Genomic DNA, 13,168 nt, shown 5'->3' with positions numbered 1-13,168 from the left:
CAGTCGTCGGGGGGTCACTGGGCGATGGCCCAGGCGAAGGCGGCGCCGCCCTTGAGGGAGACGTCGCGGGCCGACACGAACAGCGACCCGGAGGTGGTCGGGCCGGAGGCGGAGCCGCGCAGGACGGTGACCGCGCCGTAGCCGTTCTCGTAGCCGGCGCCGGTGACCAGGTCGGCCTTGCCGTTCTTGTCGAGGTCGACCAGGCGCACCGTCATGCCGAAGGCGTCCATGGTCTCGTTGCTGCCGGGGACGCCCGCGGTGTCCTGCGACCAGGACTTGGCGCCGGTGCCGGTGAGGCCCTTGGCCGAGCCGTACAGCAGGGTGACCGAGCCGGCGTCCTCCACCGAGCCGATGTCCTCGGCCCAGGCGCCGACCGCGATGTCGGCGTAGCCGTCGCCGTTGACGTCCCCGGCGGACAGCGCCGAGCCGAACAGGTCGCCGGTCTCGCCCGCGCCGGGCACGCCCGCGGTGTCCTGGTGGATCACGGTCGGCTGCTGCGCCGGGTCGGGGCCGGACGGGCCGCCGTACCAGACGGTGATCTGACCGCCCTTGTGGCCGCCGGGCTTCTCGGGCCTGGGGTCCTGGTAGTCGCCGAGGACGAGGTCGCCGTAGCCGTCGCCGTTGACGTCGGCGATGGTGCCCTGCTCGCCGTCGGCGTCCGGCAGGTCGGTGGCGGCGTACTTGGTGCCGGTCCAGCCGTGGTAGCCGATCTGGCCGCCCGGGTCGCCGTCGACGAGGAAGGGGTAGACGCGCTCGGCGTCGCCGTCCCGGTTCAGGTCGCCCGCGAACACCTCGTACGTGGAGCCGAACGTGCCGAGGCTGGTGTGGCTCGCGGGGCCGCCCGTGCGGGTGAAGGGGCCCTTGTAGAGGCGGGTGCGGGACTGGCCGGTGATCGTCACGTCGGTCGCGCCGTCCCCGTCGAAGTCGCCGGTGGCGACGCCGGAGGAGAAGCCGCCCCACTCGGTGAGGTCGGACGGCTGGGGCAGGCCCTTGCCGCCGGACAGGCCGGACGTGCCGCCCCACAGGACGGTGGCGGAGCCGACGCCGTCCCGGTCGCCGATGTCCTCGTACTGGGCGCCGACGACCAGGTCGGAGTAGCCGTCGCGGTCGAGGTCGCCGGCGGCGAGGCTGTAGCCGAAGCGGTCGTCCTCCTCGGCGGCGCCCGGGACACCGGCGGAGTCCTGCGTGATGACCGTCCGGCGGGCCGCGGACACGCCGGACGACGAGCCGTACAGCACGACGACGGCGCCGGCGCCGGACACCGAGCCGACGTCGGCGGCGAACGCGCCGATGGCGACGTCGCGGTAGCCGTCGCCGTTGAAGTCGCCGGCGAGGCCGGAGGGCGCGGCCGTGGCGGCGGGGGTGGTGGAGAGCAGGCCGGTGGTGAGGGCGACGGCCAGGAAGAGGGTGCGCTTGCGCAAGGCGGGACTCCGGGTCGGGGTGGAAGGGCTCAGACGGCGGCGGGGGTGCCGGGGCCGGCCTGGGGCGTGGATGCGGAGTCCCGGTGCGGTGCGCTGCCGCGCTGTGCGGCGGCCACGCTGGGCGGTGCGGCGACTGCGCTGCGCGGTGCCGCGAGCGGGGCGCTGTGCGGTGCGGCGAGCGGGGCGCTGCGCGGTCCGCCGTGCGCTCGGCCGCGCGGTTCGCCGTGCGGTCGGGGCGGCTGGTTCATACGGGGTCTCCTGCGGCGTGCGGGGTGCCTGGCGGGCATCCACGGTCGATGAGGCGCCGGGGTCGTCCCCGTTCGCCGGGAGTTGTCCGGGCGTTCATGGGCGGTCGGCGATCAGGAGACCTGTGTGGGGACGTAAGGGTTGTACGTGAGTTCGGTTATTTTCGCGACGAGTTGAAGGGGGCGCGGGCGGCGGGGGTCATGGCCGGAGAACCCGGAGGACCGTTGTCATCGCCCTGCGGTAGAAAAGGTGTTCGGCAGAAGAGGTGTTCGGCCGTGCCCGAGCCGGCGGGACGGCTCTCGTGGTTTCCGGCGCGTTCCTGTGGGGGGATCTTGTTCAGAACTCGGGCGGCCTGGGCCGCCATCGGTACGGCCGCCGCGCTCCTGCTGACCGGTGTGCCGGGGGCGTACGCGGCGGAGGCCGCGGAGGGGCAGGCGCCGGACGTCCGCTGGGCGGACAGCGTCTCGGACGACCTCGGCACCCTGGAGGTGAGCATCCGCTCCGACAGCGCCGTCACGGGCATCACGGCCCGCATCGTCTCCCCGGCCACCGGGCAGGAGGTGGCCGTCGTGGAGACCGACGCGTTCACCCTGGCCTCCGGTACGGCGGACGACGGCGTGTGGCACACGAAGCAGCCGCTCGACCTGCCCGCCCTCGGCAGCTACGACGTCCGCGTCGAGGCCACGGACGCCGACGGCGACCGCACCGTCGACGACTCCGCGGGCACGCTCGCCTATTACGTCGTGGCCGTCTTCGAGAACATGCGCACCGACCGCACGGAGGTCGACACCGACCACCGCGAGGTGCGGGTCGACGGCGACCTGAAGGGGCGCTGGCCCGGGAGCCGCGAGCTGAAGCCGCTGGCCGACCACCGGGTCGACCTCGACGTGGACTACTGGACGGAGAACACCGTCCGCACCGACGCGGCGGGGCACTTCTCCGGCACGGTCACGGTGAACGAGGCGGACCCGGTCCAGGCCGTGTACCGGCATGACGGCGCGCACCCCCACGTCCTGTACGGCGAGTCCTCGCCGATCCCGATCGGCGTCCGGCAGGTGGCCACCCGCTGGACCATCGAGGCGCCGGCGGCGGCCCGGACGATCGACTTCGGCCAGGAGGTCACGATCACGGCGACGCTGGAGCGCGAGACGCCCCAGGGCTGGGAGCCGTTCGCGGGGCAGAGCGGCGGGGTGCTGTTCGAGCCGTCGTCCGGCGGGCAGTTCGCGAGCGTCGGCTACTTCACGACCGGGGCGGACGGCAGGATCAGCTTCACGCACACTCCCTGGGAGACGGGCACCTTCCGTGTGTCGTCCCGCAGCGACGACCCGTTCATCGCCCCGGCCTCCGAGAACAGCGCGGAGATCAGGGTCCTGCGCGCCTCCGTCTTCACGTCCTTCTCGGCGACGCGAGCGCAGGGCGGCGGGGTGCGCGTCGAGGGCGCGATGGACTTCCCCGACGGCTGGACGCCGGGCACCATCCCGGTGCACATCGAGTACTCCCGGGACGGCAGGCGCTGGACGGAACTTCTGACGACGGAGGCCGTCTGGTCCGGCGAGGGACACGCCTTTTCGGCGGACCTGCCGGACGCGGGGCGCGGCTCCTACCGGGCGCGCTTCGAGGAGACGGGGTCCTTCCGCGGCGCCACGTCCCAGGTGGTCCGGGTGGGACGCTGAGACGCGGGGCGGCGGCCGGGTGCTCGTCCGGGCTGCGGGGCGTGTGGGCGGCCGGTTGATCGTCTCGGGGCTGCGGGGCGCGGGGGCGGCCGGTTGATCGTCCGGCGGTGAGGTGGGTGGCGGCGGCCGGTTGATCGTCCGGCGGTGAGGCTCGCGGCGGCGGGCGGCCGGCCGTCTGGTACGCGCACCCGGCGGGGACCGGCCGGCCGTCCGGGGCCGCGGCGCTCGGCGGAGGCCGGTTGAGCGTCCGGGGCTGAGGCGGGTGGCAACGGCCGGTCGGCCGTCCAGTACTGCGGCGCGCGGCGGGGACCGGCTAGCCGTCCATGAAGCCCGGGACCACCCGGCGGGGACCGGCTAGCCGTCCATGAAGCCCAGGGCCGTGTCCGGGCGGCACTGCGGGCAGGCCTTGACGCCCTCGGCGAGGGCCCGCCGGGCGTGCTCCCGGTCGACGCCGCGGCTGCGCTGCCCGGCGTTCCAGCAGCCGCCGACGTGCACGTACACGGCCTCCTGTCCGGACAGCCCGCGTTCGATCAGCCAGTCGGGCGCGGGCGGCCGGGCCAGCAGCCCGCGCCGCCGCTCCGCCTGGCGGCGCTCCTCGTCCGCGATCCACCGACGGGTGCGGGCCAGGTCGCGCTCCTGCACGCGCTCCAGGAATCGGAGCAGCGCGAGCCGCGACTCTGGATCGTTCATACGTTCGATTCTAGATTCCGGGCCGGGGCGGTGGGGAAGCGAGCCCCCGGTGCGGGCGGAGCGCCGCGAACCCGGTGGCTGTCCGCGGCCCGCTCCGCCTACGGTCGGCCCCATGGCTGACGAATGCTTCCGGCATCCACGACTCGCCGCGCTCTACGACCGGCTCGACCCCGACCGCAGCGATCTCGACGCCTACCTCCGCATCCGGCAGGAGACCGGGGCGCGCCGGGTGCTGGACATCGGCTGCGGAACGGGGGTGTTCGCCCTCCTCCTGGCCGACCGCGGGATCGACGTCGTCGGCGTCGATCCCGCCCAGGCAGCCATCGACGTGGCCCGGGCCGAACCGGGCAGTGAGCGGGTGCGCTGGATCCGCGGAGACGCCACGGCCCTTCCGCCGCTGCGGGTCGACCTCGCGACCATGACGGCGAACGTCGCCCAGGAGATCGTCGATCCGGACACCTGGCGGCAGACGCTGCGGGGAGCCCGCGAAGCACTGCGGCCGGGCGGGCACCTGGTGTTCGAGACGCGTGATCCGGCCCGGCGCGCCTGGGAGGAGTGGACCCGGGAGAACTCCTACCGCGTGACGGAGATCCCGGGCGTCGGCCCCGTCGAGAGCTGGGTCCGGCTGACCGAGGTGAGCGGGCCGCTGGTGACCTTCCGCCGGACCTACGTCTTCGCGGCGGACGGACAGGTGCTGACGTCGGACTCGACCCTGCGCTTCCGCGAACGCGAGGAGGTCGGGGCGGACCTGGTCACGCAGGGCTTCGTGGTGGCGGACGTGCGCGACGCGCCCGACCGGCCGGGCAGGGAGTTCGTCTTCCTCGCGCGCCGCCCGTGACCGGGGAGTCGTACCCTGCGGACCGCGACGGGCAGAAGGCCCCCGCCACGCCGTCCCGCCGCCGAACGGGCCCGAGGGGCGCGGTTGTTGCGCCGGCCGGGCCTCGGCATGATGGGTGCCGCCGGCCGCGTCGCGTGCCGGCGTATCCCCGATCAGGACGGAAGCAGGACGGAAGCATGCCGGGAGAGATCTCGCCCACCGGGAGGCAGTCCGGCCCCGGTTCCCCACCCGACCTGCGCGCCTCGCACGCCGACCGGGACCGGGTGGTGGACGTGCTGCGCATCGCGGCGGGGGACGGCCTGCTGACCGCGGACGAGCTGGACGAGCGCCTGGAGACGGCCCTGTCGGCGCGCACCCTGAAGGAACTCGCGCCGCTCACCGCGGACCTCCCGCCCGCCCTGGCGACCGGTGCGGCCGGGGCGGAGGCCAAGGACGTCGTCCGCATCGAGCAGGTGCACAGCGGTCCGGTCGTGCGCGCGGGACGCTGGGTGGTACCGCGGAGGCTGGAGCTGGCGGTGACGTTCTGCACGGTGACGCTCGACTTCACCGAAGCGGTGCTCCCGCACGACACGCTGCGGATCGACGTGGCGATGACGGGGAAGACACTGACGCTGGTCACGAGGCCGGGCATCGTCGTCGACACGGACGGCTTGCAGCTGACGCACTGCAGGATCAAGCACCGCCGGTCTCGGACGTCCTCCGACACACCGGTGACCCTCCGAGTGGAACTGACCGGCCAGAAAACCCACGGCCGCGTGGTGATCGGCCCCACCCGCCCCACCCTCGGCCGACGTCTGCTGGGCCGGCGGACGGGGTCTCCTCACCCGGGGGCTTGACCGGCCGGAACACGGCGACGCCGACGCCCCCCGCCCGATGACTCGGGCGGGGGGCGTCGGCGTGGGGTGCGCGGAGCGGGGAGCTACTTCACCGGCTCCGGCTCCGGTGCGTTCTGCGAGTCCGCCGTGCCCGCCGGGGGCTCGTCGTCGCCGTCGTCCTCGGGCTCCGCCTCGACCGGTGTCTTCACCGAGTCCAGCAGGAGCTGGGCGACGTCCACGACCGTGATGGACTCCTTCGCCTTGCCCTCGTTCTTCTTGCCGTTCACCGAGTCCGTGAGCATGACCAGGCAGAACGGGCAGGCCGTCGAGACGATGTCGGGGTTGACCGACAGGGCCTCGTCCACGCGCTCGTTGTTGATGCGCTTGCCGATGCGCTCTTCCATCCACATCCGCGCGCCACCCGCGCCGCAGCAGAAGCCCCGCTCCTTGTGGCGGTGCATCTCCTCGTTGCGGACGCCGGGGACGGCGGCGATGATCTCGCGCGGCGGCGTGTAGATCTTGTTGTGGCGGCCCAGGTAGCACGGGTCGTGGTACGTGATGATGCCCTCGACCGGCGTGACCGGGATGAGCTTGCCCTCGTCGACGAGGTGCTGCAGCAGCTGCGTGTGGTGGATGACCTCGTAGTCGCCGCCGAGCTGCGGGTACTCGTTGCCGAGCGTGTTGAGGCAGTGCGGGCAGGTGGCGACGATCTTCTTCGCGGACTTCGGCTTCGCCGACTCGGGCGTCACCTTGCCCTCGTCGTCCATCTCCTCGCCGAACGCCGTGTTCAGCGCCATGACGTTCTCCATGCCGAGCTCCTGGAACAGGGGCTCGTTGCCCAGGCGGCGGGCGGAGTCACCGGTGCACTTCTCGTCGCCGCCCATGATCGCGAACTTGACGCCCGCGATGTGCAGCAGCTCCGCGAAGGCCTTGGTGGTCTTCTTGGCGCGGTCCTCCAGGGCGCCGGCGCAGCCGACCCAGTACAGGTACTCGACCTCGGACAGGTCCTCGATGTCCTTGCCGACGACCGGGACCTCGAAGTCGACCTCCTTGAGCCACTCCAGGCGCTGCTTCTTCGCCAGGCCCCAGGGGTTGCCCTTCTTCTCCAGGTTCTTGAGCATCGTGCCCGCCTCGGACGGGAACGCGGACTCGATCATCACCTGGTAGCGGCGCATGTCGACGATGTGGTCGACGTGCTCGATGTCGACCGGGCACTGCTCGACGCAGGCACCGCAGGTGGTGCAGGACCACAGGACGTCCGGGTCGATGACGCCGTTGTCCTCCAGCGTGCCGACCAGGGGGCGCTCGGCCTCGGCCAGGGCGGCGGCGGGGACGTCCTTCAGCTGCTCCTCGGACGCCTTCTCCTCGCCCTCCATGGTCTTGCCGCCGCCGGCCAGCAGGTACGGGGCCTTGGCGTGCGCGTGGTCGCGCAGCGACATGATCAGCAGCTTCGGGGAGAGGGGCTTGCCCGTGTTCCAGGCGGGGCACTGCGACTGGCAGCGGCCGCACTCGGTGCAGGTGGAGAAGTCCAGCAGGCCCTTCCAGGAGAACTGCTCGACCTGGGAGACGCCGAAGACGTCGTCGTCGCCCGGGTCGGTGAAGTCGATCGGCTTGCCGCCGGACGTCATCGGCTGCAGGGCGCCCAGCGCGGTGGAGCCGTCGGCGTTGCGCTTGAACCAGATGTTCGGGAACGCCAGGAAGCGGTGCCAGGCCACACCCATGTTGGTGTTCAGGCTGACCGTGATCATCCAGATCATGGTCGTGCCCAGCTTGATCATCGCGAAGAAGTAGACGAGGTTCTGCAGCGCCGTGACGCTCAGCCCCTCGAAGGCCAGGACCAGCGGGTACGAGGCGAAGTACGCGGCCTCGTAGTGGTCCACGTGGTGCAGCGCGCCCTCCAGGCCCCGCAGCACGTAGATCGCCAGGCCGATGGTGAGGATGACGTACTCGACGAAGTACGCCTGGCCCATCTTCGAGCCGGTGAAGCGGGACTTGCGGCCCGGGCGCGACGGCAGGTTCAGCAGGCGGATGACCATGAGGGTCGCGATGCCGAGGGTCGTCATGGCCGCGATGAACTCGATGTAGAGCTCGTACGGGAGGAAGCCGCCGAGCACCGGCAGCGTCCAGTCGGCCTGGAACAGCTGGCCGTACGCGGTGATGATCGTCGGCGGCAGCGTCAGGAAGCCGATCGCGACGAACCAGTGGGCGATGCCGACGATGCCCCACCGGTTCATGCGCGTGTGGCCGAGGAACTCCTTCACCAGGGTCACGCTGCGCTGGTAGGGGTTGTCGGTCCGGGTACCGGCGGGCACGGGCTGGCCCAGCTTGAAGTACCGGACGAACTGGCCGATCGCGCGTGCGAGCAGCGCGACGCCGACCACGGTCAGTACCAGCGACACGATGATCGCGGCGAGTTGCATGGGGGCTCCTCGGGCCTGCGAGGGGTTTCGTCGGGGCGACCTGTCGTTTCCGAGGGTTCCCCGAAATTACTAAGCGGTAACTTATGCAGTCCGTCTGAGACTACCCCTATCTTCCGCCGCACTGTAGCCGGGTGGGCAGTGATCTGAATCGCTGAGGGTCGCCTCAGGAGCGGCCCGGAATCCGGCCGCGATCCCGTCGTGTTATTCGTACCGAATTGTCATAGTGACGCCTAACTTATATCCGTGCTCTACGGGATCGCTGCCGCCGCCACCGCCCTCCTGCTCACCGCCCTGCTCGCGGCCGCCCTGCGGACCCCCGCCCTCCGGCTGCGGCTGGTCGAACGGCGGCGGCAGCGCGAGGTGCCGTTGTCGGGGGGAGTCGCCCTCGTGCTGGTCACCGGGGGCGTGGCCGGCGTGCAGCAGTGGGGTGCGGACGGCAGCGGGATCGGCGGGCTGCTCGCCGCCGGCGGCGCCGTCGCCCTGCTGGGGCTCGCCGACGACGTGTGGCGGCTGCGGCGGCGGGTGCTGGCCATGGGTACGGCCGTGGCCGCCGCGTGTGCCGTGCCCTACGGCGAGACCGGGGTGGGGCCCGGGCTGCTCGCCGTCGTCTGGGCCGTCGGGGTGACCCTCGCCTTCCGGGGGCTGGACCACGCCGACGGGCTCGCGGGGACGGCCGGGGTGGTCACCGCCTTCGGGGTGGCGGCCTGTGCGGCGGTCGACGTGCTGGACGGGGTCGCCGGGCTGATGAGCGTGCTGGCCGCGGCGCTGACCGGGGTCCTGCTGCACAGCTGGCATCCCGCGCGCGTGGCGCTGGGCAGCTGCGGCGCCATGCCCGCGGGGTTCGTGATCGCCCTCGGCCTGGTGCACGTCCGGGCCGGGTTCGGGCTCGGGGAGAGCGCGGGGGTGCTCTTCGCGCTGACGGCTCTGGCGAGCGCGGACGCCGTCCTGGTGCTGCTGGCGCGGCGGCTGGACGGGCGGCCCGTGGTCCGGGGCGGGCCCGACCACCTCGGGCACCGGCTGCGGCGGTTCGGGCTGACCGTGCCGGGGGTCACCCTGCTGCTGGGCTTCGCGGCGTTGTCCGCAGTGGTCGTCGGGGTACTCGCGCACGCCGAGCGGGTGGGGGGCCAGGCCCTGTGGTGGGTGGCGGGCGGGGCGCTGGTGCTGGTGCTGGCCCTCTTTCGTGTTCCTGTGCACACCGGTCGACGCTCAGTATCGCCGCAGGTCAGAGGTCCGTTGCGTGTAAGGAACGGATAAGAGTTGAGTCCGCTCGACTCAGCTCTGTTGACCGCTCGGGAGCCGTCGTGCACACTTGAGTCCGTTCCACTCAAGTCAGCTGGAGGAATCAACCATGGCACGTGCGGTCGGCATCGACCTGGGCACGACTAACTCCGTCGTCAGCGTTCTGGAGGGCGGCGAGCCCACCGTCATCACCAACGCCGAGGGCGCCAGGACCACGCCGTCCGTCGTCGCCTTCGCGAAGAACGGTGAGGTGCTCGTCGGCGAGGTCGCCAAGCGCCAGGCGGTCACGAACGTGGACCGGACCATCCGCTCCGTCAAGCGCCACATGGGCACGGACTGGAAGATCGAGCTTGACGGGAAGCCCTTCAACCCGCAGCAGATCAGCGCCTTCGTGCTGCAGAAGCTGAAGCGGGACGCGGAGGCCTACCTGGGCGAGAAGGTGACCGACGCGGTCATCACCGTCCCGGCGTACTTCAACGACTCCGAGCGCCAGGCCACGAAGGAGGCCGGTGAGATCGCCGGCCTGAACGTGCTGCGCATCGTCAACGAGCCGACCGCGGCCGCGCTGGCGTACGGCCTCGACAAGGACGACCAGACGATCCTGGTCTTCGACCTCGGTGGCGGTACGTTCGACGTCTCGCTGCTGGAGATCGGCGACGGCGTCGTCGAGGTGAAGGCCACCAACGGTGACAACCACCTCGGTGGTGACGACTGGGACCAGCGCATCGTCGACTACCTGGTCCAGCAGTTCCAGTCCGGCCACGGCGTGGACCTGGGCAAGGACAAGATGGCCCTGCAGCGTCTGCGCGAGGCCGCCGAGAAGGCGAAGATCGAGCTGTCCTCGTCCACCGAGACCTCGATCAACCTGCCCTACATCACCGCCTCCGCCGAGGGCCCCCTGCACCTCGACGAGAAGCTCACCCGCGCCCAGTTCCAGCAGCTGACCGCGGACCTGCTGGAGCGCTGCAAGACGCCGTTCCACAACGTCATCAAGGACGCCGGCATCTCCATCAGCGAGATCGACCACGTCGTCCTGGTCGGCGGCTCGACCCGCATGCCCGCCGTCGCCGAGCTCGTCAAGGAGCTGACCGGCGGCAAGGACGCCAACAAGGGCGTCAACCCGGACGAGGTCGTCGCCATCGGCGCCGCCCTGCAGGCCGGTGTCCTCAAGGGCGAGGTCAAGGACGTCCTGCTCCTCGACGTCACCCCGCTGTCCCTCGGCATCGAGACCAAGGGCGGCATCATGACCAAGCTCATCGAGCGGAACACGACGATCCCGACCAAGCGGTCCGAGATCTTCACCACCGCCGAGGACAACCAGCCGTCCGTGCAGATCCAGGTCTACCAGGGCGAGCGCGAGATCGCGGCGTACAACAAGAAGCTCGGGATGTTCGAGCTGACCGGTCTGCCCCCGGCGCCGCGCGGCGTCCCGCAGATCGAGGTCTCCTTCGACATCGACGCCAACGGCATCATGCACGTGACCGCGAAGGACCTGGGCACGGGCAAGGAGCAGAAGATGACCGTCACCGGCGGCTCCTCGCTGCCGAAGGACGAGGTCGACCGCATGCGCGAGGAGGCCGAGCGCTACGCGGAGGAGGACCACAAGCGCCGCGAGGCCGCCGAGACCCGCAACCAGGGCGAGCAGCTCGTCTACCAGACCGAGAAGTTCCTCAAGGACAACGAGGACAAGGTCCCGGGCGAGATCAAGACCGAGGTCGAGGAGGCCGTCGCCGAGCTGAAGGAGAAGCTCAAGGGCGAGGACACGGCCGAGATCCGCACGGCCACGGAGAAGGTCGCGGCCGTCTCCCAGAAGCTGGGCCAGGCCATGTACGCCGACGCCCAGGGCGCCCAGGCCGCCGGCGGCGCCTCCGCCGGAGCCGCGGGTGCCGGTGACGCCAAGGCCGACGACGACGTCGTCGACGCCGAGATCGTCGACGAGGACCGGAAGGACGGTGCCGCGTGACGGAGGAGACCCCGGGCTTCGACGAGCAGCAGCCCGACGTCCCTTCCGGCGCCACCTCCGACGACGCCGAGCCGAAGGCCGCCTCCTCCTCCCCGGAGGAGAAGGCGGCCCCGGCCGGGGACACGGGCCAGGACGCCGGTCTGGTGGCCCAGCTGGACCAGGTGCGCACCGCGCTCGGTGAGCGCACCGCTGACCTCCAGCGCCTCCAGGCCGAGTACCAGAACTACCGCCGCCGGGTCGAGCGCGACCGGATCGCGGTCAAGGAGATCGCCATCGCGAACCTCCTGACCGAGCTCCTGCCCGTGCTCGACGACATCGGCCGCGCCCGCGAGCACGGCGAACTGGTCGGCGGCTTCAAGTCCGTCGCCGAGTCGCTGGAGAGCACCGCGGCGAAGATGGGCCTGCAGCAGTTCGGCAAGGAGGGCGAGCCCTTCGACCCGACGATCCACGAAGCCCTGATGCACAGCTACGCGCCGGACGTCACGGAGACGACCTGCGTGGCGATTCTGCAGCCCGGGTACCGGATCGGCGAGCGCACCATCCGCCCCGCGCGGGTGGCGGTGGCCGAACCCCAGCCGGGGGCACAGACGGTCAAGGCGGAGGAGTCCGCCGAAGCCGACGACAAGGAGAGCGGTGGCCCGGACGAGGGCTGACGTGGAGGAAGGGAAGGAGGGGCGTCGAGGATGAGCACCAAGGACTTCATCGAGAAGGACTACTACAAGGTCCTCGGCGTCCCCAAGGACGCCACCGAGGCCGAGATCAAGAAGGCGTACCGGAAGCTCGCCCGCGAGTTCCACCCGGACGCCAACAAGGGAAACGTCAAGGCCGAGGAGCGCTTCAAGGAGATCTCCGAGGCCAACGACGTCCTCGGCGACCCCAAGAAGCGCAAGGAGTACGACGAGGCGCGCGCGCTCTTCGGCAACGGCGGCTTCCGCCCGGGGCCCGGCGGCGCGGGCGGCTCCTTCAACTTCGACCTGGGCGACCTCTTCGGGGGCGGCCAGGGGGGTCAGGGCGCCGGCGGCTTCGGCGGCGGACTCGGTGACGTCTTCGGGGGCCTGTTCAACCGCGGCGGCGCCGGCCCGGGCACGCGGACCCAGCCCCGGCGCGGCCAGGACATCGAGTCCGAGGTGACGCTCAGCTTCACCGAGGCCATCGAGGGCGCGACCGTCCCGCTGCGCATGTCCTCGCAGTCGCCCTGCAAGGCCTGTTCGGGCACCGGCGACAAGAACGGCACGCCGCGCGTGTGCCCGACCTGCGTCGGCACCGGGCAGGTCGCCCGGGGCAGCGGCGGCGGCTTCTCCCTCACCGACCCCTGCCCGGACTGCAAGGGCCGCGGCCTGATCGCGGAGACCCCCTGCGACGTCTGCAAGGGCAGCGGCCGGGCCAAGTCCTCGCGGACCATGCAGGTGCGCATCCCGGCGGGCGTCAGCGACGGCCAGCGGATCCGGCTGCGCGGCAAGGGCGCGCCGGGCGAGCGCGGCGGCCCGGCGGGCGACCTGTACGTGGTCGTGCACGTCGACTCCCACCCGGTGTTCGGCCGCAAGGACGACAACCTCACCGTCACCGTCCCGGTCACCTTCACGGAGGCGGCCCTCGGCGGCGAGGTCCGGGTGCCGACGCTGGGCGGCCCGCCCGTCACGCTGAAGCTGCCCCCCGGCACGCCGAACGGCCGTACGATGCGCGCCCGGGGCAAGGGCGCGGTCCGCAAGGACGGCACCCGCGGCGACCTCCTGGTCACCGTCGAGGTGAGTGTCCCGAAGGACGTGACGGGGAAGGCTCGTGACGCACTCGAGGCGTATCGCGAGGCGACCGCGGGTGAGGATCCGCGGGCGGAGCTGTTCCAGGCCGCGAAGGGAGCATGAG

The 13,168-nt window shown here is 71.9% G+C and carries 11 protein-coding genes; 7 read left to right on the top strand and 4 right to left on the bottom strand.

Going from position 1 to position 13,168, the window contains the following annotated elements; all coding sequences use genetic code 11:
- Positions 1-14 precede the first annotated feature (14 nt).
- Both ACIGAN_RS09725 and ACIGAN_RS09720 read right to left on the bottom strand, forming a co-directional pair.
- Positions 15-1,421: an FG-GAP-like repeat-containing protein gene (locus tag ACIGAN_RS09725; protein ID WP_399856461.1), complete on the bottom strand. Its 1,407-nt coding sequence runs from the start codon at positions 1,419-1,421 to the stop codon at positions 15-17.
- A gap of 29 nt (positions 1,422-1,450) precedes the next feature.
- Positions 1,451-1,669, bottom strand: a complete 219-nt coding sequence (locus ACIGAN_RS09720) for a hypothetical protein (RefSeq protein WP_365739426.1) — start codon at positions 1,667-1,669, stop codon at positions 1,451-1,453.
- 330 nt (positions 1,670-1,999) lie between these two features.
- Here ACIGAN_RS09720 and ACIGAN_RS09715 point away from each other — a divergent pair, with 330 nt between their 5' ends.
- Positions 2,000-3,340 (top strand): hypothetical protein, encoded by a 1,341-nt coding sequence (locus ACIGAN_RS09715; RefSeq protein ID WP_399856459.1) that lies wholly within the window; start codon positions 2,000-2,002, stop codon positions 3,338-3,340.
- Positions 3,341-3,694: 354 nt separating this feature from the next.
- On the opposite strand, the gene ACIGAN_RS09710 is transcribed toward ACIGAN_RS09715, so the two are convergent.
- A complete protein-coding gene (locus ACIGAN_RS09710; protein ID WP_365090542.1) occupies positions 3,695-4,030 on the bottom strand; it encodes a DUF6233 domain-containing protein in 336 nt (111 codons plus the stop codon).
- A gap of 112 nt (positions 4,031-4,142) precedes the next feature.
- Between ACIGAN_RS09710 and ACIGAN_RS09705 the strand changes: the two genes are divergently transcribed.
- Both ACIGAN_RS09705 and ACIGAN_RS09700 read left to right on the top strand, forming a co-directional pair.
- On the top strand, positions 4,143-4,868 hold the full coding sequence (locus tag ACIGAN_RS09705; RefSeq protein ID WP_399856457.1) for a class I SAM-dependent methyltransferase: 726 nt from the start codon (positions 4,143-4,145) through the stop codon (positions 4,866-4,868).
- A 176-nt stretch (positions 4,869-5,044) separates the two neighbouring features.
- Positions 5,045-5,704: a DUF1707 domain-containing protein gene (locus ACIGAN_RS09700; RefSeq protein WP_399856455.1), complete on the top strand. Its 660-nt coding sequence runs from the start codon at positions 5,045-5,047 to the stop codon at positions 5,702-5,704.
- An 83-nt stretch (positions 5,705-5,787) separates the two neighbouring features.
- On the opposite strand, the gene ACIGAN_RS09695 is transcribed toward ACIGAN_RS09700, so the two are convergent.
- Positions 5,788-8,103: a heterodisulfide reductase-related iron-sulfur binding cluster gene (locus tag ACIGAN_RS09695; RefSeq protein ID WP_399856453.1), complete on the bottom strand. Its 2,316-nt coding sequence runs from the start codon at positions 8,101-8,103 to the stop codon at positions 5,788-5,790.
- A gap of 243 nt (positions 8,104-8,346) precedes the next feature.
- Between ACIGAN_RS09695 and ACIGAN_RS09690 the strand changes: the two genes are divergently transcribed.
- The 4 genes from ACIGAN_RS09690 (at position 8,347) to dnaJ (ending at position 13,167) form a co-directional block, all read left to right on the top strand.
- On the top strand, positions 8,347-9,357 hold the full coding sequence (locus tag ACIGAN_RS09690) for an MraY family glycosyltransferase (protein WP_399856451.1): 1,011 nt from the start codon (positions 8,347-8,349) through the stop codon (positions 9,355-9,357).
- 94 nt (positions 9,358-9,451) lie between these two features.
- Positions 9,452-11,305 carry a molecular chaperone DnaK gene (gene dnaK / locus ACIGAN_RS09685; protein ID WP_365090556.1) on the top strand — a complete coding sequence of 618 codons (1,854 nt, stop codon included), beginning with the start codon at positions 9,452-9,454 and terminating at the stop codon, positions 11,303-11,305.
- Positions 11,302-11,958, top strand: a complete 657-nt coding sequence (gene grpE, locus ACIGAN_RS09680) for a nucleotide exchange factor GrpE (RefSeq protein ID WP_311678082.1) — start codon at positions 11,302-11,304, stop codon at positions 11,956-11,958. The genes dnaK and grpE overlap by 4 nt, the downstream gene beginning before the upstream one ends.
- A 30-nt stretch (positions 11,959-11,988) precedes the next feature.
- A complete protein-coding gene (dnaJ, locus tag ACIGAN_RS09675) occupies positions 11,989-13,167 on the top strand; it encodes a molecular chaperone DnaJ (RefSeq protein ID WP_365090559.1) in 1,179 nt (392 codons plus the stop codon).
- Position 13,168 lies beyond the last annotated feature (1 nt).

It is taken from the genome of Streptomyces sp. NPDC085931 (assembly GCF_044540565.1).
GTDB lineage: Bacteria > Actinomycetota > Actinomycetes > Streptomycetales > Streptomycetaceae > Streptomyces.
This window is presented reverse-complemented; position numbering and strand designations above follow the sequence as displayed.

Bases quoted from the DNA above. Each gene is read 5' to 3' on its own strand.
- ACIGAN_RS09695 (WP_399856453.1), bottom strand. From the start codon at position 8,103: ATGCAACTCGCCGCGATCATCGTGTCGCTGGTACTGACCGTGGTCGGC.
- ACIGAN_RS09700 (WP_399856455.1), top strand. From the start codon at position 5,045: ATGCCGGGAGAGATCTCGCCCACCGGGAGGCAGTCCGGCCCCGGTTCC.
- ACIGAN_RS09705 (WP_399856457.1), top strand. From the start codon at position 4,143: ATGGCTGACGAATGCTTCCGGCATCCACGACTCGCCGCGCTCTACGAC.
- ACIGAN_RS09710 (WP_365090542.1), bottom strand. From the start codon at position 4,030: ATGAACGATCCAGAGTCGCGGCTCGCGCTGCTCCGATTCCTGGAGCGC.
- dnaK (WP_365090556.1), top strand. From the start codon at position 9,452: ATGGCACGTGCGGTCGGCATCGACCTGGGCACGACTAACTCCGTCGTC.
- ACIGAN_RS09720 (WP_365739426.1), bottom strand. From the start codon at position 1,669: ATGAACCAGCCGCCCCGACCGCACGGCGAACCGCGCGGCCGAGCGCAC.
- dnaJ (WP_365090559.1), top strand. From the start codon at position 11,989: ATGAGCACCAAGGACTTCATCGAGAAGGACTACTACAAGGTCCTCGGC.